At 38.8% G+C, this 26,580-nt stretch carries 20 protein-coding genes and 1 pseudogene; all 21 read left to right on the top strand.

Annotation, left to right across the window (positions count from 1 at the left end; all coding sequences use genetic code 11):
• Positions 1–7: 7 nt before the first annotated feature.
• Positions 8–2,083, top strand: a pseudogene (locus tag PYS62_RS04690) (polyribonucleotide nucleotidyltransferase); the annotation flags it as partial.
• Between the two features lie 288 nt (positions 2,084–2,371).
• The gene (gene galE / locus PYS62_RS04685; protein ID WP_066712319.1) at positions 2,372–3,391 is read left to right on the top strand and encodes a UDP-glucose 4-epimerase GalE; all 1,020 of its coding nucleotides are present in this window, start codon (positions 2,372–2,374) and stop codon (positions 3,389–3,391) included.
• Positions 3,392–3,670: 279 nt separating this feature from the next.
• Positions 3,671–3,943: a co-chaperone GroES gene (locus PYS62_RS04680; protein WP_066712316.1), complete on the top strand. Its 273-nt coding sequence runs from the start codon at positions 3,671–3,673 to the stop codon at positions 3,941–3,943.
• A gap of 22 nt (positions 3,944–3,965) precedes the next feature.
• A complete protein-coding gene (groL, locus tag PYS62_RS04675) occupies positions 3,966–5,591 on the top strand; it encodes a chaperonin GroEL (protein ID WP_066712312.1) in 1,626 nt (541 codons plus the stop codon).
• Between the two features lie 93 nt (positions 5,592–5,684).
• Entirely contained in the window at positions 5,685–6,257 is a 573-nt protein-coding gene (locus tag PYS62_RS04670) for a hypothetical protein (RefSeq protein WP_066712310.1), read from the top strand.
• A gap of 3 nt (positions 6,258–6,260) precedes the next feature.
• Positions 6,261–8,078, top strand: coding sequence for a DUF4340 domain-containing protein (locus PYS62_RS04665; protein ID WP_066712307.1), 1,818 nt, complete (start codon positions 6,261–6,263; stop codon positions 8,076–8,078).
• A 79-nt stretch (positions 8,079–8,157) separates the two neighbouring features.
• Positions 8,158–9,288: a DUF5711 family protein gene (locus tag PYS62_RS04660; RefSeq protein WP_066712303.1), complete on the top strand. Its 1,131-nt coding sequence runs from the start codon at positions 8,158–8,160 to the stop codon at positions 9,286–9,288.
• 24 nt (positions 9,289–9,312) lie between these two features.
• The gene (locus PYS62_RS04655; protein ID WP_066712301.1) at positions 9,313–10,746 is read left to right on the top strand and encodes an NAD(P)/FAD-dependent oxidoreductase; all 1,434 of its coding nucleotides are present in this window, start codon (positions 9,313–9,315) and stop codon (positions 10,744–10,746) included.
• Positions 10,747–10,818: 72 nt separating this feature from the next.
• Positions 10,819–11,940 (top strand): LCP family protein, encoded by a 1,122-nt coding sequence (locus PYS62_RS04650; RefSeq protein ID WP_066712299.1) that lies wholly within the window; start codon positions 10,819–10,821, stop codon positions 11,938–11,940.
• A 15-nt stretch (positions 11,941–11,955) separates the two neighbouring features.
• Positions 11,956–12,621 carry a peptidylprolyl isomerase gene (locus PYS62_RS04645; RefSeq protein ID WP_315574164.1) on the top strand — a complete coding sequence of 222 codons (666 nt, stop codon included), beginning with the start codon at positions 11,956–11,958 and terminating at the stop codon, positions 12,619–12,621.
• A 107-nt stretch (positions 12,622–12,728) separates the two neighbouring features.
• The gene (gene ybaK, locus PYS62_RS04640; RefSeq protein WP_066712297.1) at positions 12,729–13,199 is read left to right on the top strand and encodes a Cys-tRNA(Pro) deacylase; all 471 of its coding nucleotides are present in this window, start codon (positions 12,729–12,731) and stop codon (positions 13,197–13,199) included.
• Between the two features lie 26 nt (positions 13,200–13,225).
• Positions 13,226–14,359, top strand: a complete 1,134-nt coding sequence (glf, locus tag PYS62_RS04635) for a UDP-galactopyranose mutase (protein WP_066712293.1) — start codon at positions 13,226–13,228, stop codon at positions 14,357–14,359.
• A gap of 40 nt (positions 14,360–14,399) precedes the next feature.
• Positions 14,400–15,005: a DJ-1 family glyoxalase III gene (locus tag PYS62_RS04630; RefSeq protein WP_066712291.1), complete on the top strand. Its 606-nt coding sequence runs from the start codon at positions 14,400–14,402 to the stop codon at positions 15,003–15,005.
• Between the two features lie 26 nt (positions 15,006–15,031).
• Positions 15,032–16,681, top strand: a complete 1,650-nt coding sequence (gene sdaAA, locus PYS62_RS04625; RefSeq protein WP_066712288.1) for an L-serine ammonia-lyase, iron-sulfur-dependent, subunit alpha — start codon at positions 15,032–15,034, stop codon at positions 16,679–16,681.
• Positions 16,682–16,832: 151 nt separating this feature from the next.
• Positions 16,833–18,305, top strand: coding sequence for a hypothetical protein (locus PYS62_RS04620; protein WP_066712285.1), 1,473 nt, complete (start codon positions 16,833–16,835; stop codon positions 18,303–18,305).
• 37 nt (positions 18,306–18,342) lie between these two features.
• The gene (gene alaS / locus PYS62_RS04615; protein ID WP_066712283.1) at positions 18,343–21,012 is read left to right on the top strand and encodes an alanine--tRNA ligase; all 2,670 of its coding nucleotides are present in this window, start codon (positions 18,343–18,345) and stop codon (positions 21,010–21,012) included.
• Between the two features lie 56 nt (positions 21,013–21,068).
• Positions 21,069–21,425 carry an HIT domain-containing protein gene (locus tag PYS62_RS04610; RefSeq protein WP_066712281.1) on the top strand — a complete coding sequence of 119 codons (357 nt, stop codon included), beginning with the start codon at positions 21,069–21,071 and terminating at the stop codon, positions 21,423–21,425.
• A gap of 85 nt (positions 21,426–21,510) precedes the next feature.
• Entirely contained in the window at positions 21,511–22,977 is a 1,467-nt protein-coding gene (locus tag PYS62_RS04605; RefSeq protein WP_066712278.1) for a nicotinate phosphoribosyltransferase, read from the top strand.
• 164 nt (positions 22,978–23,141) lie between these two features.
• Positions 23,142–23,612: a peptidylprolyl isomerase gene (locus PYS62_RS04600; RefSeq protein ID WP_066712976.1), complete on the top strand. Its 471-nt coding sequence runs from the start codon at positions 23,142–23,144 to the stop codon at positions 23,610–23,612.
• A 26-nt stretch (positions 23,613–23,638) separates the two neighbouring features.
• Entirely contained in the window at positions 23,639–25,609 is a 1,971-nt protein-coding gene (metG, locus tag PYS62_RS04595; protein WP_066712276.1) for a methionine--tRNA ligase, read from the top strand.
• An 18-nt stretch (positions 25,610–25,627) separates the two neighbouring features.
• On the top strand, positions 25,628–26,530 hold the full coding sequence (locus PYS62_RS04590) for a TatD family hydrolase (protein ID WP_066712269.1): 903 nt from the start codon (positions 25,628–25,630) through the stop codon (positions 26,528–26,530).
• Positions 26,531–26,580 lie beyond the last annotated feature (50 nt).

Genomic DNA, 26,580 nt, shown 5'->3' with positions numbered 1-26,580 from the left:
AAATAAAGTGAAGAAAGAATTTACATTTGACCTCTTAGGCCGAGAATTAGTGATTGAAACAGGTCATTTAGCACCGTTAGCAAACGGAGCTTGCTTAGTTAGATATGGTGATACAGTTGTATTGTCAACCGCAACTTCCTCTAAGGAACCTCGTCCAGGTGTTGACTTTTTCCCTTTGAGTGTTGATTACGAAGAAAAGATGTATGCCCTTGGTAAATTCCCAGGTGGCTTTATGAAGCGTGAGGGTCGCCCTTCTGAAAATTCAATTTTGACTTCAAGAGCAATTGACCGTCCTTTGCGTCCATTATTCCCTAAGGATTTGCGTAACGATGTGCATGTGAATAACTTGGTTATGTCTGTTGATCAGGACTGCGAGCCAGAATTGGCTGCTATGATTGGTTCTTCAATTGCCGTAGCTATTTCTGATATTCCTTGGGATGGCCCAACAGCAACTGTTGCCTTGGGTTTGGTAGATGGCAAAATTGTTATAAATCCAGATGCACATCAACGCGATGTTTCTGATATGTATGTCACATTGGCTGGTACTGAGGATAAAGTCTGCATGATTGAAGCTGGTGCAAATGAGGTGCCAGATGATGTAATGTTGGAAGCTATTTCTGAGGGACATAAGGTTATCAGTGAGATTTGCCGCTTTATTAAGTCGATTGTAGCTGAGATTGGACTACCTAAATATACTTATACTTCTAGTGCTGTACCTAGTGAATTATTAGAAGAGAGTCGTAAGCTTGTCATGGATGAGTTGAAGTCCGTTGTTTTGACAACAGATAAAGTTGCACGCGACAATGCAGTTGAGGCTTTGACTGGCAAATTAAGAGAACACTTTAGCGATGATGAGTCTAAGCAAGCTTTAGCAGCTGAGATTATGTACAGCCTTGAGAAAGAAGTAGTTAGATCCTATCTCTACAATGAACAACGAGTTGATGACCGTGATTTCTATACAATTCGTTCACTTAGCTGTGGCGTTGATCTTTTGCCACGCGCACACGGTTCAGCTTGGTTCCAACGTGGTTTAACTCAAGTTGTGACTGTATGTACACTTGCTTCTTTGGCTAATTCTCAAGCAATTGATAACTTGTCTACTGATACAGAGAAGCGTTATATTCACCAGTATAATTTCCCAGGTTATAGCACAGGTGAGGCTAAACCATCACGTTCACCAGGTCGCCGTGAAATTGGCCATGGTGCTTTAGCAGAGCGCGCCTTGTTAGCAGTTTTACCAAGCAAGGAAGAATTCCCTTATGCAATTCGTAACGTATCTGAGGTTATGTCTTCTAATGGTTCTACATCACAAGGTTCAGTTTGTGCTTCAACATTGGCTTTGATGGCAGCAGGTGTGCCAATCAAGCGCCCAGTTGCGGGTATCTCTTGTGGCTTAATTACTGCTAAAGACAATATTGATGATTACAAGGTTTTCATGGATATTCAAGGTATTGAAGACTTCTTTGGCGATATGGACTTCAAAGTTGCTGGTACAACTGAAGGTATTACAGCTATTCAAGTTGATATTAAAGTCAAAGGCTTAACTTTAGATATTATTCGTGATGCCTTTGCTATGACCAAACGTGGACGTCTCAAAATTATCAACGATATTATCTTGCCTTGTTTGCCAACTCCACGTGAGCATTTGTCTGCTTGGGCTCCCAAGATTTATCAAGCAGAAGTTCCAGTTGACAAGATTGGTGAGGTTGTTGGTAAATCTGGTAAGACTATCAATCGAATCATTAGCTTGACCAATTCAACGATTGATATTGATGAGAGTGGTCATGTCTATGTTTCTTGCTTGGATGAAGAATTAGGTAAGAAAGCAATTAAGATGATCGAAGGAATTGTGAGTGAGCCAGAAGTTGGTGAGATTTACGAAGGTACTGTCACACGCTTGATGAGCTTTGGTGCATTTGTTGAATACTTGCCAGGCAAAGAGGGTATGGTTCATATTTCAAAAGTTGCTTTGGAACGTATCGATAACATCGAATCGGTTTTGCATGTTGGTGATACAGTCAAGGTTAAGATCATTGAAGTGGATGAACAAGGTAGAGTGAATTTGTCAATGCGTGATTGCTTGCCAGGTGCTTCTAGTTTGCCACAAACACGTAATGAACGTCGTAGCGGCAATCGTTCCAGCTATGGTGAGAGAAACAACTACCGTAATCGTGATGGCGAAAGCCATAATAGAGGTTCACGTTATAACCGTGATGATCGTGACAATCGTGACAATGCTTACGCTGCAAGACGTGAGAATCATAATAGCTTTGGTCAATTTGAGGCTAAGCCAAGACGTCCAAAGTTTGATATCGATGCTGATACTGACAACGAGTAAAAATTATTGAGGAATATGTTTTAGGAGGTGAATATGGGCAAAATTTTAGTAGCTGGTGGTACAGGTTATATTGGTGCACAAACTGTGTTAGAGCTTGAGAGAGCTGGTTATCATACACTGGTTGTGGATGATTTCTCTAATTCTTCACCGCTTGTTTTGGATCACTTAGCGGAATTGTTAGGTTACCAAGTTGAATTTGTGGAGACACAGGTTCAGGATTTGCCTAAGTTAGAGGCAATTTTCCAACAGAACCAGATAGATGCTGTTATTCATTTTGCTGGCTTTAAGGCTGTCGGAGAGTCTGTTTATAAGCCGCTTATGTATTATGATAACAACTTAGTATCTAGTTTAGGCTTATTGCAGATGATGCAAAAATACAATTGTCATTGCTTTATTTTTAGTTCTTCTGCAACTGTTTATGGCGCAAGTGAAGTTATGCCATTAACAGAAGATATGCCACTTGGCCCATGTACAAATCCTTATGGCTGGACAAAGTTGATGATCGAGCAAATTTTGCGTGACGTAGCTTTTGCTAATCCTGAGATGAGCGTCTGCCTCTTACGTTATTTCAATCCAATTGGCGCTGATGAAAGTGGCAGAATTGGTGAGGATCCGAATGGTATTCCAAATAATTTGATGCCTTACATTTCCCAAGTGGCAGTTGGCAAGTTGCCTGAATTGTCAGTCTTTGGTTCTGATTATCCAACAGTTGACGGCACGGGTGTTCGTGATTACATTCACGTTGTTGACTTAGCTCGTGGTCATATCAAAGCTTTGGAGTATGCTTTGAAGCATAAGGGTATTGACGCTTTCAATCTTGGTACTGGTAAGGGTACCAGCGTGCTTGAATTGGTACATACTTTTGAAAAGGTAAACAACATTAAAGTAAATTACAAAATTGTTGGCCGTCGTGCAGGTGATCCTGCTACAGTTTATGCTGATGCATCCAAAGCTAAGCGTGTCTTAGGGTGGGAAGCTACACATAATATAGAAGATATGTGCCGCGATACATGGCGTTGGCAATCAGCTAATCCAAATGGCTACAAAGTTTGAAGTATAAAGCATTTTTTGAATATGAGTCCTTTCACTTTGTGAAGGGACTTTTTATATGCTGAAGTTATAATGTACAGGCTAATGACACTATAGGCACAGCGAAGCTTGGCAAGCTTAAATTCGACAATTTTATAAACATTTTTTGAAAAAACGTATTTGACCTTGTCTGACTTTGATTATTCTTGCTTAGTGTGCTAGAATAACAACTGTTAGCACTTGAACAGTTAGAGTGCTAAATGAATTAGTGATTGACTAATTGAATTAAGGAGGTTGGAGACCATGAATATTAAACCATTAGCAGATCGTGTCGTGATCAAAATGATTGAGAAAGAGACTAAGAATGAGTTTGGTTTGTTCTTACCTGATTCAGCTAAAGAGAAACCACAAGTAGCTGAAGTTGTAGCTGTAGGTCCTGGTACGAAAGATGTCAAGATGGAATTAAAGGTTGGAGATCAAGTTATTTGTAGCAAATATGCAGGTACTGAAGTTAAGTTAAATGACGTGACTTATTCAATTTTGAAACAAAGTGATGTGCTAGCAATTGTTGAATAATTAGATAAGGAGAGTGAAGAGTATGGCTAAAGAACTTAAATATAATGAAGATGCACGTAAAGCCTTAGAAACTGGCGTTAATAAATTAGCAGATACAGTTAAGATTACACTAGGACCTAAGGGCCGTAACGTTATTTTGGATAAATCATTTGGTACACCAATTATCACAAACGATGGTGTAACAATCGCCAAAGAAATTGAATTAGAAGATCGCTTCGAGAACATGGGTGCTCAAGTAGTTAAAGAAGTTGCGACTAAGACAAATGACGTAGCTGGTGATGGTACAACAACAGCTACAGTTTTGGCTCAAGCTATCATCAAGGCTGGTTTGAAGAACATTGCAGCTGGCGCTAACCCAATTATTTTGCAAAAAGGTATCAAGCAAGCTGTACAAGCTGCTGTTGACGGTATCAAAGAAATTTCCGTACCAGTTGCAAGCAAGAATGATATTGCTCGTGTTGCTTCTATTTCAGCTAACGACGAACGTATCGGTGAATTGATTGCTGATGCAATGGAGAAAGTTTCCAAAGACGGTGTTATCACAGTTGAAGAAGCTAAGGCTATGGAGACATCTTTGGAAGTTGTCGAAGGTATGCAATTTGATCGTGGCTATGTTTCAGCTTATTTGTGCACAGACATGGAAAAGATGGAAGCAGTCTTGGACGATCCATTCGTATTGATTACAGATAAGAAGATTAGCAATATTCAAGAATTGTTGCCATTGTTAGAGAAAGTAATTCAAAGCGGTTCTAAGCTCTTTATCATCGCTGATGATTTGGAAGGTGAAGCACTTTCAACCTTAGTTCTCAACAAGTTACGTGGTACATTGAATGTATGTGCTGTTAAGGCTCCTGGTTTTGGTGATCGCCGTAAAGAGATGTTGCAAGATATTGCTATCTTGACAGGTGGTCAAGTGATTAGCGAAGAATTAGGTTACAACTTAAAAGATGCTGATATTAGCCAATTAGGTCATTGCCGTCAAGTAAAGGTCAACAAGGACAATACAATCATTGTTGATGGTGCTGGTAATAAGGACTTGATTGATCAACGTGTAAAGCAAATCAAGGCTCAAATTGAAGCTACAAGCTCAAGCTTTGATAAGGAGAAGTTGCAAGAGCGTTTGGCTAAGTTAGCTGGTGGTGTCGCTGTTATTAAAGTTGGTGCTGCTACTGAGACAGAGATGAAAGAACGCAAGTACAGAATTGAGGATGCTTTGTCTGCAACGCGTGCTGGTGTTGAAGAAGGTATGGTACCAGGTGGTGGTACAACTTATGTTGACATCTTAAGCAAGTTACAACCATTGTATGAGGCTGCTAGCGGAGATGTTAAGACAGGTATTGGCATTATCATGCGCGCTTTGGAAGAGCCTGTTCGTCAAATTGCAGTCAATGCTGGTTTGGATGGCAGCGTTATTCTTGAAGGCGTGAAGAAGGCTGAAGTTGGTGTTGGTTACAATGCTTTGACAGATGAGTATATGGATATGATCAAGAATGGTATTGTTGATCCAGCCAAGGTTACTCGGTCAGCTTTGCAAAATGCTGCTTCTGTCGCTGCTATGCTCTTAACAACTGAAGCTTGTGTAGCTGATATTCCTAAGCAAGAAGCTCCAGCTATGCCAGCAATGCCAGGCGCAGGCGGTATGTACTAAAATCTAGCTGATTTTAGCTAAATGTGAAAGGCAGCGGCTTAAACCCGTTGCCTTTTTTATGTTAGAATTAGTTCAGAATGGAGAGGCAATTTTATGATGGAAGATGTATATTTAGAGCAATTGTTTCCAGTTAAGACGCCAAAAACATATTTGTTTAGTTTTTTGGCTTTGAGCTTAGCGATTTTAATTGGAGCTATATTTGTGTTACTGTATGTGCCTTATATACTTTTAATTTATGCATTTTTAAGTGCTTGTCTGATTCTTTATTGTAAAGATGCGCTCTATGTTGAGTATGAGTATGCACTAGTGAATGAGAATTTGACAGTAGCTATTATTTACAATAAAAAACGGCGGGCTGTAATTTATGAGGCTGATTTAAAGAGCTTACTTAGTGCTGATTCTATCGAAAATCAGGCAGCTTTCGTGCAGGCTAAGTCCAAAGCTAAATGTGATTTAAGTCCTAACTACTATGCTAAAGATGCTAACTTACATTATTTTGCCTTAGATTTAAGTCAGGCCCAAAAGTCAAATGGCTCTTTGTTACAACTGAAGGGACGCTTACATCCATTGAGCGCAAAGCATACAGTAATTGTTGCTTTCAATGATAAATTAGTCTCTAAAACTTTGCGTTTCTTAAGACGTGTTAATCCGAGTTTACAAATTTAGTCTATGAACAAAAGTAAAGTTATTCATCTAGCTGCGTATAGCTTAAGTTTTTTGCTGATTGTTTTTGTGCTCTTTCGCTTGTTTGCGTTAGGGGCCGATTTAGGCTTGCAACAAGCTGAAGTTAGACAGCCATCAGGCAAGTTAGGTAATCTATTGAAGCTTGATGTTAATAAGCTTTCTTCTGTACAAGTCAAAAGTAAAATGGGCAATATATTTCTGCTCAATGTGCAGGAAATAATTGAAAATTGGGAGAAGAAGGGATATAAAGTTCATCTTAATCGTGAAATTACACAGGCATTAGATGATGTCACAGTGACTAATCATAATGTTAAGTGGCGATTGTTAGAGCCAAGTGTAGCCAAAGTTGATGTGAATGTTATTGAACGCTTACTTGATACGTTGGATAATCTGCCTTTTTACAGTGTCAGTGTTTCAAATGGTGAAGCTGAATTAGAGAAATATGGCCTTAAACAACCTAAAGCCATCATCAAGTGCGTGTTTAACAACCGCCAAGAGATAGAGATGCAGGTTGGATTAGCTAGTTTTGAGGATAACGATCGTTATTATTTTAGATTTAAAAATTCGACAGTCGTATTTACAGTTGGCCCTGAGATTAAGAACTTTTTGCTACCTAAATTATCCTTTGTTTCTCGCAAAATAGGTAGCACAGTTAATGTCTTTTTACCAGAATATTTTTCATTTGCTAGACATAGCGATAGCTTTTACTTTGATGCTTTGTTGACCACACCTTATTCTACATGGCCAGAGCACGATTGTGAGAAAAAAGAGCATCTAGATCGACCTTTAAAACGTTGGTATAGCTATCGACCCTTTTACAATTTATTAAACCAAACAGTTGCCCATGAAATTGTGAGCCGTTTCCAGACCTTAGAAGCATATGATTGCATTGATGAGGTAGATGCAAATTCTGTTATGAGTACCAGTCAGATGGAAAAATATGGCTTTTATAAACCGAGTTTCCTAGTCAAAGTTGGCACTTTAAATGGAGAAAAATGGCAAATAATTGTAGGTAAACAAGTTGGGGACTACTATTATGTTAAAACGAGTACAAGTCCTTATATTTATTTAGTTGAACAAAAGGCTTTCATGACCTTACGTTTGCCAAATTATCTGTTTTTTCGGGCTAAACCATTTGCTTTTTCTTTAAGCAATTTGCAGAGCTTAGAATGTAAGCAAGCAGATTATAGTATGAAGTTAGAGTTGACTGACTTTAATGGAATCGATGCCTCCGTAGCTGATAAAGCTGAAAGTTCAGTTTTACAAACTTTGCCAGATTACCCAAAATTGCGTGATTTATCCGTTGCGCCTAATTTACCAGCAGCTTCTAAGCAATATGTGCTGGAGGATTATCAGAAACGCATTTATGCTGAAGAACTTGATAAATCATTACTTGGCGTGAAATTACCAGATAATTACAATGTAACGTGGCTAGATTTGAAAACAGATAAAGTAAATAAAAAGGTGAACAAAATTGCCGTATCGGGTGAAGTTGCTAGACAATTAGATAGCTTGTGGCAAGCTTTATTCCAACATATTCAGTCTGTACAAGCTTCTGACTTAGCTTGGCAAACGATTTTCTTAGATAAAACAAGCGAGCCTGTTTACGAATTTAAATTTAAATTTAATTCTGGTGAGAAATTGAATTTTGCCTTGTATGAGGCTAATTACAATAGCTATTACTTATTTATTAATGAAAATTTCAGCCATTATGTCATTCATCGTGATCTTTTGCTAGGTAGCGCCAAAACTAACTACTTAGATACGATTTTGCAAACCTTGTACAAATTAATGACTGAATAGATACAGAGTAAGTAAACAGACCTTTATTTTTAGCGCTTGCTAAGCTAGAATTAAACGACGATTAGCAGGAAGTGTGATTATGGCTGACAGGAGCAAAAATTTATTCAAATTATCGATACTTTGTTTGCTAGTGATGCTAGCAACCTTAGCTTTTTTACTTATTTACCCATTATTAGTGCCAGGTAAACATGCTCTAGATGAGCAGATTTTCTTAGATAATGCCAAGAAACCGTTGGATGGCTTTTTGGTGAATGGTAATGCAGCTAGTCTCTATCCTTTTACTGATGATACGGTTTTGCAATTATCGACAGACTCAGTTGAATATTTAAATATGCAGGGCCAGAGCAATAAAACAGTTAAAGTGAATTTAGCTAAGCCTCAATTGGTCTCGAATAAGAATTTTGCAGCTGTTTATGATTTAGGTGGCCAAAATTATTATTTATTTGACCGCTATGGTTTAGTTTATAAGGCCAAAGCTAAAGCCAGCATTCAGTCTGTGCGCTTAGCTAATGATGGACATTTAGCTTTAATCATGCAACCTGACAAAAGCAAAGGTTCGTTACGTTTGATGAATCCAGACGGTAAGCATTTGTTAGATTATGATATTAAAGATAGGCAGAATGCTGGCTATTTATTGTCGGCAGCTTTTTCTTCCGATGCTAGTTACTTAGATTTAAGCTTGTTAAATACAGATAGCGTCAAGTTGTATCCGTTAATTACGCGTTTTAGTCTAAAGACACTGAAAGTGCTTGTTAACTATCAGATTGATTATAACGGTGCCTTGCCTTTGATTTTGCAAAGTAACGCAAACAGCATGATTTTGCTGAGCGAATCAGATGTTTATCACTTAGTAGATCAGCAGTTTACACGCTGGTTCTCAATTGCTGAGTTGAAAGAAGCTAGGGAAGTTTTGCATGGCATTGCTATTTTGGCGGCTAAAACATTTCAGGCGAACTTAAAACTTTATTATGTTGACTTGACTGATAGCGAACCGACTGAAAGTAACTCAATTGAATTAGGGACAAATCCTGATAGCTTAATTTGTAGCCGTACACATGCAGCTGTGATTGATGGGCAGCAAGTTTATCGGGTCAATATGTCAACCATGCGGAGTGAGAAATTCCAACTCAGTAGTAAAATTGTGAGAATTGCTTTAGATAGTCAGAATCGTTTGATAATTGTGACGGATAACAAAGTAATTCGTGTTTAATTAGCTATATCTGTGAGTAAAGTGATGAATAGTTTGAATTGTGATGTTGCAATTATAGGCGCTGGAGCTTGTGGCTTAAGCTTAGCTTTTTGTTTGCATAAGTTAGCACCTAGTTTAGACATAGCTGTTTTAGATAGTGAACAAGAAGTTGGCAAGAAATTAGCTAGAACAGGTAACGGGCGTTGCAATTTAGCGAATAATTGTTGGAAAAGAGAATTTTATCACAGCTTATCTTGGCAAAATGAAGCCGATTACGTTGATTTTTGGCGCAAATTCTTAGATGATGAAAAGTTAGACGTATTAAGTACCGTCAAAGGTTTTTGGCAAAATGTGGGCGTATTTCTACTAGATCAGGCTGATTGGCTTTATCCACGTTTTTTGTCAGCTAAACAGCTAAGAGACAAACTGTATGCTAGCTGTCAGACCGAGAATGTGCATTTTTATTTGAGCTGTAAAGTTAAAAGTATTTCCAAACAAAAAAATACTTATGGCTTAGAGGCTGTATTGAATGAAGCTAAGCTATTTGTAAATACTCGTTATTTAGTTTGGGCGGCAGGTGGCCTTAGCCAATGTAATCAAGCTGCAACGAGTTTAGCTTATACAGCCTTAGAGAATTTGCATGTGCCAATGCGTGCCAGTTTGCCAGCTTTGGTGCAATTACAGACCAAACCGAATTATTTAAGATTAACGGGCTTACGATTGAAAGTCGAGGCCAAATTACTTTTAACTGATGGAGAATTTATCAGTCAACGTGGTGAAGTTCTATTTGCTAAATATGGGTTGAGCGGCATTGTGAGCATGATTTTGGCTACTTATTATCAGCAAGACTTAGCCAAGCAAGTTTATATACCTAATGAATGTAAGCAAAAATTAAGCCAAGCTGAACAAAAGACTTTACAAAAGCATCTTAAACGACTTGAATTTTTGTGGCCAAAGTTTAAACCAGCGCAAGCCAATTATCTATTATTAAATTTGTTAGACGAACTTACAGATGCCGACATACTTGATTTTATTAGGTGTAATTTTGCGTGCCAAACTAAATTCAAAACTGATAAGTCCACTGATTTAGCAAAAGTGCATTTAACAAAGGCTCTGTTAGATTTTTTGTTGTCTGCATTGTTACCATCTAAGTTGATGGCCATTATTGAGGAACAGTTAGAGCAATATTGGCCTGATCTGACACAGGCATCTTTGGCAAATTTGCTTTATTATTTGCGTAATTGGCCATTAATAATTCAATCGACATTAAGCTTGAAAGAAGCACAAGTTAGCTTAGGAGGTGTCGATTTAAAGGCGATTAATCCACGTGATTTTTCTTTGCAAGTATTAGAAAATTGCTATGTTGGTGGCGAAATGCTTGACTTAGTTGGTGATTGTGGCGGCTACAATTTGATGCTAGCAATTTGGTCGGCGATTAGAATTTCAGAGTCGATTTTGACCAAAGAAAAGCACAAATAAGCTGATCAAAGTTTGCTTTTTTGAGTTTGTCTGCTTAAAATTATTACATTGACTGTGAGAAAGAGGGCATTTATGCGGTCCAAGCGAATCAGTACCAAAAATCGTAACTTTCGTTTCCTAAAGAAGCTGTTAGCTGTCTTACTATCGTTAATCATTATCAGCACATCTTTAGCCTTAGCGTTGATCAATAGTGCTTTGGACGAAATTAGTTATGCCTTTGTCAGTGAGGGAGAAAAGAATAATCAAGATGGCATAGGCCAAGCGGCAATTATAGACTTAAGTCAGTATGTTTTAGATTTGCAAGATTTTGATGATCAGCTTGAGAAAGTTGTCGTCAAGGGAACCAATGAAGATCAAGCAAGTAACTGGCAGCATGATTTGATCGTGTTGAATTTAGGTGATAAAGAGAAAACGAACAACAATGTCATGATGGCTATTTTCAGTCAAAATAGTGTCAGTCATAGACAAGTTTTACAATTTGTAAGCCCTAATATTTACGTTAATTTTGCTGGTATGGGCAACAATCCATTAGGCCAGAGCTGGCTTTATGGTGGAGCTACGGCCCTTAGCTCAACTTTAGCTCATAATTTAGGTATTCATATCACAAATACCTACCTTTTGAATGCTAGTAAATTAGTTGATTTGGTCGATTCAATCAAAGGTATTGCGTTGAAGATTGATGATAGCACATTGGCTTCTTTAGAGAAAAATGAACTTATGCTAGAGAATTTATTAAATAGCGATGATAAAGCCGAGCATAAGAAAATGAACATCAAAGAGTATAAGGAGAAATCCATTGCCAATGGCGTCTTGGCAGTTTCCTATGCTAGTTTAGGTGGCTTAGATGAAAAGGGTCAGCTTGTGGCTGCTGTCTTGTTGCAGCAAATTAGTAAGGAGTTTAACGACCTTAAACTTTTAGATCGTTGGCATTTCGTTAGACGTTTGTTGGGTTGCTTGACAACAGATGCTTCCAGATTCTCTATTGCTAAGACTTTAGCCAAAAGCTTAATTTCGAATGAAGAACTTGTCTGCATGCAGTTACCGAAGACAAGCGATCAACCTGATTTAGTCCTAGGCAATGTAACGATTAAAAATTTGGATATTGTGGCAATTCGTAAACAATTCTTAAGCAATTTAGATGCTGAAAATGCTGATGCTAATAGTGAGTCTGTAGAATCTTCAGCTACCAATTAGAATGAGAGGTATGCTATGAAATTTAACCAATTGAAATATACAGCTAGTCTGCTTTTAATTTCTGTTCTATGTCTTCTGCCGTTAAGTGCTTGTAGTAAGTCTAAATCTGTAACAGCTACGACAGTTGCTCAAACAAGTGCCAAGCAGTCAAAATATGTTAGATGCGACGAAGCAAGCAATCTAGTTATGCTGAAAATGGCAGATGGTAGTGAGATTGTTATGGAGTTAGCTGAGGATAAGGCGCCAATTACGACTGACAATTTCAAAAAATTAGTTAAGGACAAGTTCTATAACAATTTAACGTTCCACCGCGCAGTCCCAGGTTTTGTTATTCAAGGTGGTGATCCTAATGGCAATGGTACAGGTGGAGCTAAGGAAACTATTACAGGTGAATTTGCTGATAACGGTGTCAAAAATGATTTGGCTGATAATCATGAGCGCGGAGTTGTTTCAATGGCTCGTAACGCAACATCAATGGATTCAGCAAGCAGTCAATTCTTTATTGTTTTAGCCTCAAATTCCAATGTGGCAGCTTCATTAAATGGTAAATACGCCGCTTTTGCTAAGGTTATAGATGGTATGGATGTGGTTGACGCAATTGCCAATTTAGAAACTGAAAATCAGATGATTAAAGTTCAACCTAAAATTCAGGAAGCTTATTTTGTTAAACGTAATGCTTAAGCTTACTCAAAAAGTTAAAGTTTTTTTACACAACCCAGTCATTGACTGGGTTGTTCAATAATGAAATTTAGTCTAAAATCAGCGATAATTGTCTAAGGAGTATATACATGAAAAAAACTAATGCAATGCGTAAATTAGATCAAGCAAAACTTACATATGAAGTTTTGACTTACGAAGTTGATGAGAATGACTTGTCCGGCGTGCATGTTGCAATAAGTGTAGGCGAGCCAGTTGAGCATGTTTTTAAAACTTTGGTTTTGAAAGATGGTAACCAGCATTTTGTGGCTGTTTTGCCTGTAGCAGCCAATTTGGATATGAAAAAAGTAGCACGTGTCTTTGATGTCAAGAGCGTTTCGATGCTCAATTTAGCTGATTTGTTACCTTTAACAGGCTATGTTAGAGGTGGCTGCTCCCCAGTTGGTATGAAAAAACAATTTAAAACAGTTTTTGCCAAGGAAGCAGAAGATCTCGATTTTATATTGGTCTCAGGTGGTCAAAGAGGTTTACAATTAAAATTAAATCCTAAGGATCTTATTAAGTATTTAGGAGCAGAAACAGCTGATATTGTTTTAGGCTAGTTATAGCTAAAGTTAGGAGGCAAGTTATGCGTACACAGGATAATACAGCCAAATACGATTACTTAATTGTCGGAGCTGGTTTATTCGGAGCCGTTGTTGCTCATGTCTTGAGTGAAAGTGGCAAGAAATGTCTAGTTGTAGACAGGCGAGAACATATAGCTGGTAATTGCTATACGGAGAAAGTAGCTGGAATTGATGTGCACAAATATGGCGCTCATATTTTCCATACTTTTAATGAGCAAGTTTGGACATTTGTTAATCAATTTGCTAAATTTAATCGCTTTACAAATAGTCCAATTGCCAATTACAAGGGCGAAATTTATAATTTGCCATTTAATATGAATACTTTTAATCGCCTCTGGTCTGTCAGAACACCAGAAGAAGCCGAGGCTGTCATTACCAAGCAAAAGGCACAAATTAAAGGCGAACCTCAAAATTTAGAAGAACAAGCTATCAGTTTAGTTGGATCTGATATTTATGAGAAATTGATCAAAGGCTATACTGAAAAACAATGGGGCAGAAGCTGCAAGGATTTGCCAGCTTTTATCATTCGGCGTTTGCCAGTTCGTTTCACATATGACAACAATTACTTTAATGATCCTTACCAAGGTATACCTGTAAATGGCTATACGGAATTAGTTGAAAATTTGCTAAAAACAAGTGAAGTTCGACTAAATATTGATTATTTAGCTGACAAAGCAAACTTACAAAACCAAGCTAAGTATGTAATTTATACAGGTGCCTTAGATGAGTATTTTGCTTATTGTTTTGGCAAATTAGCCTACCGTTCCTTGAAATTTGAAACAGAATTACTAGATAAGGCTAATTATCAAGGCAATGCGGTTGTCAATTATACTGAACGAGAAATTCCTTATACACGTATTATTGAACACAAGCATTTTAATTTTGGAACCCAGCCCCAAACTGTTATTACACGGGAATATCCTTGTGAATGGCAAGCAGGTATGGAACCTTATTACCCTGTTAATGATGACGAAAATCAGGCAATTTATGCTAAGTACGCAGAATTAGCAGATAAGGAAGCTAATTTCTATTATGGTGGTCGTCTGGCTGAATATAAGTACTACAATATGGATCAAATTGTGTTGAGCGCTCTTAACCTGAGTCACCATATTTTAAGTGAAAATGCTGTACAATAAAAGTAATTATTTTAGCTGCAAGTTGAAAGAGGTATTTTAAATGAATGATGAACTTGAGATGCTGATTTTGTTAGCTGATGGTACAGAGGAAGTAGAAGCTCTGACTATGTATGATGTGTTGAACCGAGCTGGTGTTTCAGTTGAGCTTTGCTCAATTACAGGCCAATCCACAATTACATCTGCCCATGGTGTGAAAATTGCTTGTGATAGCTTAATTGAAGATATTTCCCCTTATGATATTGATGCTGTTTATATTCCAGGCGGTATTCCTGGCGCTTTGAATTTAGCTGCCCATCCTTTGGTTTTGCATATTGTTCAGTCTTTGGCTGTTGATGACAAGTTGATTGTAGCTGTTTGTGCCGGCCCATATGTTTTGCATGCAGCTGGCTTAACTGATAATTTGACTTTGACATGCGCACCAAGTTACAAGGATAAATTGCCTGATTGTGATTACGTGCAAGATGCTATGGTTGTGAGAAGTGGCAAATATCTAACTGGTAATGGACCAGCTGCTTGCTTACCTTTAGCTTTAGAGACTTTGGCAATTTTGCGCGACAAAGAGACAAGTGACAAGATAGCTGAGGCTATGCAAGTTAAGAAATTATATACTTGTGTGAAGGCAGACACGGTCGTTTGTGATAAGTAGTATCTAGCTATTTGCTGAGGTCAAAGATGTTAAATTTAGATTTATCTTGTTTTGAAATAATTGGTCCAGTGATGATTGGACCATCAAGTTCACATACAGCTGGTGCTTGCCGCATTGCTAATTGGGCACGTTTGATCAATGGCAATGTCACACCTACTTTTGTGCGCTTTACCTTGTATGGTAGCTTTTCTAAAACAACATCAGGACATGGTACAGATAGAGCTTTGCTAGCTGGTTTGTTAGGCTTCAATGTCGATGATACTAGAATCAGACAAGCTTTTTCGGAAGCTGCTTTGGCTCACATGAAGTATGAATATGTTTACGATAAAGAGACATTAGTTGAGCACCCTAATACAGTTCGGGTTGAGATGTATGACGCTGACAATAATTGTAAAAGTGTTGTCGGACAATCTTTGGGTGGAGGACGCGCTAAAATCAGTGAGATCAATGGAATCAAGGTCGATTTTTCAGGTCGCTTGAATACGATTGTAGTCGAACAAATCGATAAAGCTGGTGTCTTAGCCTATATTACTCAGTGCTTGAGTGAGGAAAATGTTAATATTGCCTTCCTGAATCTTTTTAGAGAAAAAAAGGGAGCAAATGCCTATACATTTGTTGAAACTGATTCACTTATTCCTGAACACGCTCTGGCTCAATTGCGCAAATTACCGGCTATTAAACGGATCTTAGTTTTAAGAAATGATGAAATTGAAGAGCAAGCTAAAACTCAGGAAGATACTGATAGCCTTAACAGTGATGATGAGAAATATCAACTTGAAGATTATTTATTTTCGAGTGCTTCAGAGTTAGTAGAAGCTTGTAAGCGCAAAAATTTACTTATTAGTGAGTTTATGATCAGGCGTGAAATTGCTTTAAGTCATCTTTCACGTGAAAAGGTGCTTGAGAAAATGGCTTATGTCTGGGAAACGATGCAGACAGCTATTTCGATTGCTTTGGAGAAGCCAGAGCGCTCAATGGGAAAGCTGATTGGTGGTGAAGCCAAACGCCTGCATGATTTCTTAAAAAAAGAAGACCATGTAGCAGGTGGATTAGAAATTAGTGAAGGTTTAGCATATGCTCTAGCTACCTTGGAGCACAATGCTTGCATGGGTAAAATCGTGGCTGCACCGACAGCAGGAGCAAGCGGTGTTTTGCCAGCTTGTATGCAACTGATGAAAGAATACCATCATAAGAGCGATGACGAGATTATTGCAGTTTTGTTTACAGCAGGTGCCATTGGCTTCTTGATCAATTTACACGCTTCTTTGGCTGGCGCAACAGGTGGTTGTCAAGCTGAAGTGGGTTCAGCTTCGGCTATGGCAGCTACAGCAGTTTGCGAGTTGATGGGCTATGACTTAGATGCAGGTATGCAAGCAGCAACTATCAGCTTGATGAATGCCTTGGGGCTAGTTTGTGATCCAGTTGGCGGCTTAGTTGAAGTGCCATGTCAGGTTAGAAATGCTATGGGCTTAGCTAATGCTGTGACAGCAGCGACAATGGCTGCTAGTGGCATAAAGATGATTGTACCTTTTGATGAAATGGTTGATGTGCAGAAAAAAGTCGGTGAAGCTATACCTTCCAGTTTGCGTGAGACAGCTGAAGGTGGAACAGCTCAGGCTAAGAGTGCGCTTAACTACTGTAAAGAGGGATCTTGCTCAAGCTGTGCTTTTACTTAGTTTGTGCTAAAATTAAAGTGATATGTCTGAATTTTGTATTCGCTTATTAAAACATGTGGCGATTTGCGTTCCTTATTGTAAGTGAACAGGCAAGTTGCCCTTATGATATTTGAGAAATTAAATCTGTCTAAACAGAAGAAAGAGGACTGAAATGATAACTAGGTTAGCAACCACGGTAGGGGCGAAGTACCAAAACATGGCCGGTGCTGTTGATGGATTCTATCTTGATGGCCGTTTCTCAGGAAAAAGAGAAGAAAAGGGTGCAGATATTACACTTGATCGTGAAGACGTTGGTGCTTTTTTTGCCATCTATGCTTCATCTTATTTGAATGGTGATACTGAGAAGTACGATAAAAAGAAACGTGAAATTCTTGATAAGATTCATGACGACATGAAGTATTCGGATAAGAAGATCGATGAAGAAATTAATGATTTAGCCGATTGTGCCGTCAATGTATCTGGTCAGATGACTTTAGGTGATAATGGTGCTAAGCAACCTTATTTTGCTGGCTTAATTGTTAAAGATGCCGAGATTGCAGCTGTTACATTAGGCCGTGGCTGTGTTTATCTATACCGTAATGATATTCTTTATCCTTTGACTGAAGATGAATATCCATTGAAGGCAGTTGATACGCATGGACGTAAGGTACCTAACTTGTATGTTTATTCAGCTGGTACGGCAGCAACAATTAGATATTCAAATATTGCACGTTTGCAACCTGATGATTGCATTATGCTTTGTAGCCGAGAAGTTATGGATACTATCGGGCAAGAGAGCATGTTGCAGTTATTATATGCAGCAGAGGATCAAGCAGATTCTGTTGGCATGGTTGGTGAGCTTATGGATGAGAAGGCGCCTGGGGTACCTTATCAATTCATGATTGGTTTTGTCGAAGATTTATTAAGCAACAAAGAAGTGAAGATGCCTGTTAAGAAGCAAGCTGCTCCAACTGTTTATGATGAAGTTGAGACAGATCTCAACAATGCTAAGAATAATGAAGCTGTTAATAATAAGCAATATGCAAATTCACAAGTTAGCATGAAGCCAATTGATGATTTCGATGAAGCTTATGATGATTATGAGGAAGGTAACGGCGGTAAAGGCTTAGTAATCGTAGCTTCCTTATTTGCTGTTTTGTTAGCTGTTTTAGCAGGCTTCTTAATCTGGGTACAATTCTTTAACGATGGCAATTTCCCAGCTTGGATACCTTTCTTTGGTAGTAGTGCTGCTGACGATGAGAAAGAAAGTAAGCCATCAGATTCAATTGTCAACGTTACGATGGAAGCAACAACAGCTGTTACAACTGAAGCAACAACAGCTGCTACAACTGAACCAACAGTTCCACCGACTACAACCGTGCCTGGCCCAACTCATCCTGAGAAGTACCAAATCAAGGCTGGTCAAGCTCTAGTTCAAGTTATTTCAGAAGTTTACCGTGATTATCATTTGGATGCAGATCAACAAGCTGCAGCTTTGCAAGAATTGATCAAGGCTAATCCAGAAAAGATCACCAATAACGGCAATAACTATTATGCTGGCGATGAATTAGTCATTCCTGATATTGACAGTATCGTTAATAATAACGGTTCAGCACAACCTGCAAATACAACAAAGGCTAATTAATTTCGCTTGAATGTTTTTAAGATAAGGACGCAAAATAATGAAAAAATTAGGCGTAAATGAGATACGCGAAGCTTATTTGAGCTTTTTTGAAAGTAAAGGCCACTTACGTTTACCAAGCTTTTCCTTGGTGCCTAAGAACGATCCATCAATTTTATTGATCAATGCAGGTATGACACCTATGAAGGCTTATTTCCGTGGAGATGAGAAACCACCACGCACAAGGGTCACTACCTGCCAAAAATGTATTCGTACACCAGATATTGAACGTGTCGGCTTGACATCTCGGCATGGCACATTCTTTGAAATGCTCGGTAACTTTAGCTTTGGCGATTATTTCAAAGCAGAAGTTATTCCTTGGGCTTGGGAATTTTTGACAAAGGTGCTTGAGATACCTGCAGACATTCTTTATGTCACAATTTATGAGAAAGATGATGAAGCTTTCCAAATTTGGACAGAGAAAGTTGGCTTAGATCCTAGCCACATCTTCAAGATGAGTAAGGCTGATAACTTCTGGGAACATGGTACAGGCCCATGTGGACCTGATAGTGAGATCTTTGTCGATCGTGGCCCTAAGTATGGTAATGAAACACCAAAAGAAGGTATCCAAGAGGACAAGGGCGATCGCTACGTTGAAATTTGGAACTTAGTCTTCACACAATTTGAACATAAAGCCGATGGCACATATGATCCTTTGAAGCAGAGAAACATTGATACAGGTGCTGGCCTTGAGCGTGTTGCTACAATTTTGCAAGGCGTAGATAACTTGTTCGAAGTTGATACTGTGCGTGCTGTTTTGGACAAAGTTTGTGAAATTGCGCATAAGAAATATGGTGATAACGAGCAAGATGATATTTCAATTCGAGTTGTAACTGACCATATTCGTTCAACTACAATGATGATTGCTGATGGTATCACACCAAGTAACGAAGGCCGTGGCTACGTATTACGCCGCTTGTTACGTCGTGCTAGCCGTTGTGGTCGTTTGCTTAACATCGACGAGTTATTCTTAACCAAGTTGGCTGAAGTAGTTATTGAGTGCTCTAAGTCAGCTTACCCTGAGTTAGAAGAGCATCATGATTTCATCATGGCTACAATTGAAGCTGAGGAGAAGCGCTTCGACCAGACGGTGCGTCAAGGCTTAAATTTGTTACAAGAGACAATGCAAGCGGTTAAGAAGAGCAAGAAGCAAATATTGCCAGGTGATGTTGTCTTCAAGTTACATGATACATACGGTTTCCCAGTCGATTTGACTAGCGAAATTGCACATGAAAATAATTTGGAGATTGATCGTGCTGGCTTTGATCAGGCTATGCAGATTCAGAAAGAACGGGCGCGTGAGGCTACACGAGCTAAGGCTGATAGTTCTTGGATCAAGTCTGACTTAGTTAAAGAGCTTAAAGAAATGCCATCATCTGTCTTTACTTGCTATGAAAAGACAAGTGATCAAGCTAAGCTGTTAGCTATTATTGTTGATGAAAATGGCAGTAAGAAATTAGTTGATAAGTTAGTCTGTGAAGCTGAGCCAGTTCCAGCATATTTGATCTTTGATACAACTCCATTCTTTGCTGAGAATGGTGGCCAAATTGGTGACTCTGGTCGTATTTATAACGATCATGCTGAAGTTGTTGTCAACAATTGCACTAAGACAATTCGTAAAGTTTATATCCATGATGCTGTATTACAAAATGGTACGCTTCAAGTTGGTGAAACATATCAATTGGATGTAGATTATGAGCGCCGGCAGAAGATTCGTAAGAACCATTCAGCTACCCACTTGTTGCATGCAGCTTTGCGTGAGAAGTTTGGTAAGCAATTAGTACAATCAGGTTCATTCGTTGGTCCTGATTATCTGCGCTTCGATTTTAACCATCCACAAGCTTTGACAAACGAAGAAATTCGTGAGATTGAAGAACGCGTCAATTGGGCAGTTATGCAAGATTGGCCGGTGCAAGTTGAATATATGAGCATGGATGAGGCTAATAAGAGTGGTGCTATTCATCTCTTTGACGAAAAGTATGAAGATGAAGTTCGAGTTGTAACAATGACGGATTACAGTGTTGAACTTTGCGGTGGTACTCACTTGGATCACACTTCACAAGTTGGTTTCTTCAGAATTATTGGTGAATCTTCAGCAGCTGCTGGTATTCGCCGGATTGATGCTGTGACAGGACCAGCTGCTTATCAGTTAACATTCCAAGAGCATGATCAATTAGCTGATTTGGCTAATAACTTGAAGTGCCCAACTAAGGATATTGGTAGCCGTGTAAATCATTTACAGGAACAAATCAAAGAGCGTGATAAGCGAATTAATGAGTTGGAGCATAAGCTTCTCCAAGATAACAATTCCAATAACTTGAAGGAACAAGTTAAGCAGATCAAAGACGTTAATGTTTTGCTTCAAGAAGTTGAGGTAAGTTCAGTTGATGTATTGCGCGATTTAGCCGATGCTTATCGTCAACAGTTAGAACCAGCAGTAGTGATGTTATTCAATAAAAATGCTGGCAAGTTACAACTTATTTGTATGCTCTCCAAGAGCTTGACTGAACGTAAACTTAACGCTGTCACATTAACTAAGACAGCAACAAGCATCTTAGGTGGCGGCGGCGGTGGCCGTGCTGATATGGCGCAAGCTGGTGCTAAGGATGCTACAAAGATTGAGGCTGCAATTCAGGCTGTAACTGAAAAAATTACAGCTGATTTAGCTTAGTGTTGATTACAGTTGCCGGCTTTAAGCCGGCTGCTTATTATTAGAGAGGTGAACAGATGCAAGTAGATGATTGCCTTTTTTGTAAGATGGCACGTAATGAGATAGCCGTTGATAAAGTTTATGAAAATGATGAGCTTTTTGTTATCAACGATATACATCCCAAAGCTGAGGTCCATCAGCTGATTATCTTTAAGGAACATTATGTTAATTTCATGGATCCAGCTATAAGCACGCAAGCTGGCCTCCAAGGTCTACAGGCTTTGGTGAATGCTTTGCCAGTTTTAGTTGAGAAAGATAATTTGGCCAAGCGCGGGTTCCGTTTGGTTCAGAATAATGGTGAAAATGCAGGTCAGTCAGTGATGCATATTCATTTCCATTTCTTATCTGATCCAAAATATCGTGATCAACTATAATAGTTTTGTTGCTAGTCTTAGACAAAATCTGAGCGCAGCTTGTTAGTATATTGGCAGGCTGCCTTATTTACATTAAGGAGTTTACATGAATTATCAGATGAATCGTATTATGTTGATGGACTTATATGAGCTAACAATGGCTCAAGCTTGGTTCGATCAGGGCCTAGGTGACTTGGAAGCTTGCTTTGATGTTTTCTTCCGTAAAGTACCAGAAAATGGTGGCTATGCCATCATGGGCGGTATTGAAGACTTGGTGCAATATCTGCAAGAAATCAAGTTTAGCCCTGATAATTTGTCATATTTAAAGTCAACTAATTTATTCCATGACGATTTCTTAAATTATTTGCGTGATATGGACTTTACTTGCTCTGTTTATGCAGTGCGTGAAGGTAGTGTCATTTTCCCTAATGAACCAATTGTCAAAGTAGTTGGACCAATTATTCAAGCTCAGATTGTTGAAACAATGATTCTTTTGTTAGTCAATCATCAGAGTTTGATTTCAACCAAGGCTTCGCGTTTACGCTTAGCAGCAGGTAAGCGCCAAGTCTTAGAATTTGGTGCACGTAGAGCGCAAGGTTATACAGCTGCTTTGATGGGTGCTAGAGCAGCCTATATTGGTGGTATGGATGGTAGTTCTTGCTTAGCTAGCGGTGAGTTCTTCCAAGTGCCAGTTGGCGGTACGATGGCGCATAGCTTCGTGCAATCTTTCCCAACTGAATATGAGGCTTTTGTCGCTTATGCTAAGAGCTTCCCTGATAATGCTGTTCTTTTGGTTGATACTTATAGCGTCTTAAATTCTGGTTTACCTAATGCCATTCGTGTGCACAAAGAAGTATTGGCTCCGATGGGCAAAAAGTTAAAAGGTATCCGCATTGACAGTGGCGATTTGACTTGGTTAAGTCAGGAAGCTAGAAAGCGCTTAGATGCAGCTGGTTTGAGTGATGTTAAAATCACAGTTTCCAATTCACTTGATGAATATATTATTCGTGATTTACAGATGCAAGGTGCAATGATTGATGCATACGGTGTCGGTGAACGCTTGATTACAGCCCACAATGAGCCTGTATTTGGCGGTGTTTACAAATTATCTGGTATTCGGAGAAAAGGTGAGCCTCATTTTGAGCCAAAGATGAAGATTTCTGAAAATCATGAGAAAGTAACAAATCCAGGTTCTAAGACGTTGTTGCGTTTCTATGATAATGAAACAGATAAGGCAATGGCTGATTTGATTTTGTTAGAGGATGAAGATTTGCAGCCGTATTACCATGGTCAAGAGATTGAAATCTTTGATCCAATTCAGACTTGGAAGCGAAAGATATTACACAATTATCGTGTACGCAGGATGTTAGAACCACTTATGGAAAATGGCCGGGTCGTAGCAAAGTCTTATAGCTTACAAGAATTACGTGACTTCTGTCAGCAAGAGATGGCTAGTTTGTGGCCTTCAATTAAGCGCTTTGAAAATCCACAAACTTATTATGTTGATTTATCGCCACGCTTATGGCAAGTCAAGCATGAATTCTTGGAAAAGCATAGCAAGAGAAACAATTAGAGAAGATGGAGAATAATATGAGTGATTTATATGCTGATGCAGTCAAAATAGCTTTTGTTGTCCAACATGGCAATGAAAAATTAACTATCACATTGCCAGAGACAAATTATCTTAACAAAGCCGAATGGCAAAAATTAGGTGAACAATTAAATTCTGATAATTATATGTTGGCTGAGCTTTATCCAAACTTAGCTTCTAATACCGTGAAGAATTTTATCAGCTTGATCAAGCGTGGCTTCTATAACGGCTTGATTTTCCACCGCGTAATCAAAGATTTTATGATTCAAGGCGGTTGCCCAGAAGGAACAGGTGTGGGTGGCCCTGGCTATTGTATTAAGGGTGAATTTAGACAAAATGGCGTTGTTAATCCGCTTAAACATAGTCGTGGCGTCCTTTCAATGGCTAGAGCAATGCATCCTGATTCAGCTGGTTCACAGTTCTTTATCATGCACGCTGATGCACCGCATCTAGACGGCCAATACGCTGCTTTCGGACGTTTAACTTCTGGTGAAATATGCTTAGACAAGGTGGCTGAGACTAAAACTAATTATCAGGACCGTCCATTAAAAGAAGAGACGATTTTGCATGTCTACTTATTAGATGATGTTAATTTAGGTGAACCTGAAAAACTTTAATTTAGTTCGTAACTGGAGGGTGATTTATGCAGGAGAAGTTTTATATTTCGACACCAATTTACTATCCAAGTAATAAATTGCACATTGGTAATAGCTACACAACCGTATTAGCTGACTATGTGGCTCGTTATCAGCGTTTGTTGGGAAAAGAAGTATTTTTCTTAACAGGTACTGACGAACATGGCCAGAAAATTGAGAAAGTTGCTCAAGAAAAGGGCTTAAAACCTTTGGAGTTTACTAACGGCATTGTCGCTTGGATCAAAGAACTTTGGCAAAAGTTAGATATTTCATACGATTACTACATTAGGACAACGGATGCTGACCACTGTAAGCGTGTGCAAGCAATTTTCCAAAAATTATATGATAAAGGTGACATTTACAAGAACGTCTATAAAGGTTGGTATTGTACACCTTGTGAAACTTTTTTGACAGACACACAAGTTGGGGCTGAACACCTTTGCCCAGATTGCAATCGACCAGTTGAGACGGCTGAAGAAGAATGTTATTTCTTCCGTCTTTCGCACTATCAAGATCGCTTGCTTAAGCTTTATCACGACAATCCTGATTTCTTGGTGCCAAATTCTCGTGTCAATGAGATGGTCAAGAACTTTATTGAACCAGGCTTACAGGATTTAGCTGTTTCTAGAACTTCATTTTCATGGGGCGTACCAGTTCCATTCGACCCTAAGCATGTTATCTATGTTTGGGTTGATGCTTTGAGTAACTATATCACGGCTTTACATTATCCAGATGAACCAGTGCTACCTGAGATATGGCATAATTCATTACAAATCTTAGGTAAAGATATTGTTCGTTTCCACGCTATTATCTGGCCCGCTTTGTTGATGGCTTTGGATTTGCCTTTGCCTAAAAAATTGTATGCCCATGGTTGGTTAATGTTCAAAGATGATAAAATGAGCAAATCAAAGGGCAATATTGTTGACCCGATGGTATTGACTGATCGTTATGGCGTTGATCCAATTCGTTATTATTTACTTAGCGAATTGCCTTATGGTGGTGATGGCCATTTCAGTAATGAGTCACTTATAGAACGTATCAATATTCATTTGGCAAATGATTTGGGCAATCTGTATTCACGTAGCGTGGCGATGTTCGTCAAGTATTTCCAAGGTAAAGTGCCAAGTGATTGTAAGCCAGTTAGCACAGCTTTTGATACTGATTTGGAAGCTGCCTTAGAGCAAGCAATCAGTAAATATCATAAGTGCTTTGAAGAAAATCAATATTCTAACAGCTTAGCTGCAGTTTTCACGTTAGTACGCCGGGCTAACAAGTATATTGATGAGACGGCACCATGGATTTTGGCCAAAGATGAGAGTAAAAAGGGTGAGTTATTAGATGTTATGTTGCATCTATTGGAAGTATTAAGACAAGTTGCCCTTTGCCTCTATCCAGCTATGCCTAATTCCATGCTCACACTCTTAAATGGCTTAGGTCAGAAGACAGAATTAACAGAGCTGGTTAATGAATTCAAGACTGTTGGAAAGTGGCAAGCGTTTAGTAGTAAAGAAACTTTAGTTAATGCAAGTCCGCTTTTCCCACGTTTGGATATGGACAAAGAGATTAATTTCTTGAATGATTTATTAGCTAAGCAACAAGCTGCTTTAGCCAAAAAGTCAGAGCCAACAAGTGAAGAGGCAACTAATTGCAAACTGATTGACTTCAGTGATTTTACGAAGCTTGATATGCGTGTCGGAACTGTAATTAGCTGTGAAAAAGTTAAAGGGGCCGATAAGCTTCTCCATGAACTGATTGATTTAGGTAGCTTAGGCCAACGTCATATTGTTTCTGGTATAGCCGAGCAATATCAAGCAGAGGAGTTAGTTGGCAAACAAGTAGTTGTTCTGTGCAATTTACCAAAGCGCAAGCTAAAGGGGATTGAGTCTGAAGCTATGTTATTGACAGCTGTTGACCAAGCTGGTAATTTGCGCCTGCTTCAACCAGAACAGAAGATTGAAAACGGTTCGAAAATAAGCTGATAAAGAGGGTAAATAGTTATGGGTAAGCAAGCGGAATTAAGAAAGATAGCAGAGAATTTCATTGCCAATGACATAGCTGTTTACGATAGTCATACGCATCTGCATGATTTGGATTTTGAGAATGACTGGCAAGAAGTGATTGCACATTGCTTAGCTAGCCACGTCATGCAGATGCTTTTACCTTCTGATGATGCTGCTTCTAGTAAGCGCGTTTTAACTTTTCATGCCAAATTAAGCACAAGTCAGAAAAAGTTGTTTCGCTATGCAATTGGCTTTCATCCACATGCTGCACATGCTTTTATCAACGAAGCAGGATTAGACTGCTTAGAAGCTATCATTAAGCAGATGACAGTTAATAGTGACGCTAATTTAGATACAGTATCCCAAGAAAAACCAGTCTTGGCTGCTATTGGTGAGATTGGCTTAGATTATTACTACGATAATTCACCCAGGGATGAGCAGAAGGCTGCATTTTATACACAGTTAGAGTTAGCTAGTAAGTATAAATTACCAGTTAGTATTCATTCTAGGGAAGCTCATAAGGATACTTTGGAGATTTTATTAGCCGCTAAAAGTCATAATTTGTTGGCTGATATTCCAGGTGTGATTCATTGTTATTCTGGTTCGGTAGAACATGCGAGAAGATTATTGGATTTAGGCTTTTATTTGGGATTTGATGGCCCAATTACTTTTAAGAATGCAAGACAGCCTTTAGAAGTCATAAAATATTGCCCTTTAGAGCGCATCTTGATTGAAACTGATGCACCTTATCTGACGCCTGAACCTTTTAGAGGCCAGCGGAATGAGCCGTGCAATGTTAAGCTTGTGCTTCGTAAAATTGCTGAATTAAAGGGATTAGATATAGAGACTGTAGCTTCGTGTATATATGCCAATACAGTTCATCTATTTGGCCATAATTGATCTGCTTAATACAAACTAAATAATTGAATTTATTGTGTAATTGCCTATAA

Origin of the sequence: Amygdalobacter nucleatus (assembly GCF_029167365.1) — a bacterium.
In the GTDB taxonomy this organism is placed as follows: domain Bacteria; phylum Bacillota; class Clostridia; order Saccharofermentanales; family Fastidiosipilaceae; genus Amygdalobacter; species Amygdalobacter nucleatus.
The sequence above is the reverse complement of the archived record's forward strand: the minus strand, read 5'-3'. Positions and strand labels throughout refer to the sequence as shown.

What these genes read in the sequence shown, in the direction of transcription:
- galE (WP_066712319.1), top strand. Translation starts at nt 2,372, where the DNA reads ATGGGCAAAATTTTAGTAGCTGGTGGTACAGGTTATATTGGTGCACAA.
- PYS62_RS04680 (WP_066712316.1), top strand. Translation starts at nt 3,671, where the DNA reads ATGAATATTAAACCATTAGCAGATCGTGTCGTGATCAAAATGATTGAG.
- groL (WP_066712312.1), top strand. Translation starts at nt 3,966, where the DNA reads ATGGCTAAAGAACTTAAATATAATGAAGATGCACGTAAAGCCTTAGAA.
- PYS62_RS04670 (WP_066712310.1), top strand. Translation starts at nt 5,685, where the DNA reads ATGATGGAAGATGTATATTTAGAGCAATTGTTTCCAGTTAAGACGCCA.
- PYS62_RS04665 (WP_066712307.1), top strand. Translation starts at nt 6,261, where the DNA reads ATGAACAAAAGTAAAGTTATTCATCTAGCTGCGTATAGCTTAAGTTTT.
- PYS62_RS04660 (WP_066712303.1), top strand. Translation starts at nt 8,158, where the DNA reads ATGGCTGACAGGAGCAAAAATTTATTCAAATTATCGATACTTTGTTTG.
- PYS62_RS04655 (WP_066712301.1), top strand. Translation starts at nt 9,313, where the DNA reads ATGAATAGTTTGAATTGTGATGTTGCAATTATAGGCGCTGGAGCTTGT.
- PYS62_RS04650 (WP_066712299.1), top strand. Translation starts at nt 10,819, where the DNA reads ATGCGGTCCAAGCGAATCAGTACCAAAAATCGTAACTTTCGTTTCCTA.
- PYS62_RS04645 (WP_315574164.1), top strand. Translation starts at nt 11,956, where the DNA reads ATGAAATTTAACCAATTGAAATATACAGCTAGTCTGCTTTTAATTTCT.
- ybaK (WP_066712297.1), top strand. Translation starts at nt 12,729, where the DNA reads ATGAAAAAAACTAATGCAATGCGTAAATTAGATCAAGCAAAACTTACA.
- glf (WP_066712293.1), top strand. Translation starts at nt 13,226, where the DNA reads ATGCGTACACAGGATAATACAGCCAAATACGATTACTTAATTGTCGGA.
- PYS62_RS04630 (WP_066712291.1), top strand. Translation starts at nt 14,400, where the DNA reads ATGAATGATGAACTTGAGATGCTGATTTTGTTAGCTGATGGTACAGAG.
- sdaAA (WP_066712288.1), top strand. Translation starts at nt 15,032, where the DNA reads ATGTTAAATTTAGATTTATCTTGTTTTGAAATAATTGGTCCAGTGATG.
- PYS62_RS04620 (WP_066712285.1), top strand. Translation starts at nt 16,833, where the DNA reads ATGATAACTAGGTTAGCAACCACGGTAGGGGCGAAGTACCAAAACATG.
- alaS (WP_066712283.1), top strand. Translation starts at nt 18,343, where the DNA reads ATGAAAAAATTAGGCGTAAATGAGATACGCGAAGCTTATTTGAGCTTT.
- PYS62_RS04610 (WP_066712281.1), top strand. Translation starts at nt 21,069, where the DNA reads ATGCAAGTAGATGATTGCCTTTTTTGTAAGATGGCACGTAATGAGATA.
- PYS62_RS04605 (WP_066712278.1), top strand. Translation starts at nt 21,511, where the DNA reads ATGAATTATCAGATGAATCGTATTATGTTGATGGACTTATATGAGCTA.
- PYS62_RS04600 (WP_066712976.1), top strand. Translation starts at nt 23,142, where the DNA reads ATGTTGGCTGAGCTTTATCCAAACTTAGCTTCTAATACCGTGAAGAAT.
- metG (WP_066712276.1), top strand. Translation starts at nt 23,639, where the DNA reads ATGCAGGAGAAGTTTTATATTTCGACACCAATTTACTATCCAAGTAAT.
- PYS62_RS04590 (WP_066712269.1), top strand. Translation starts at nt 25,628, where the DNA reads ATGGGTAAGCAAGCGGAATTAAGAAAGATAGCAGAGAATTTCATTGCC.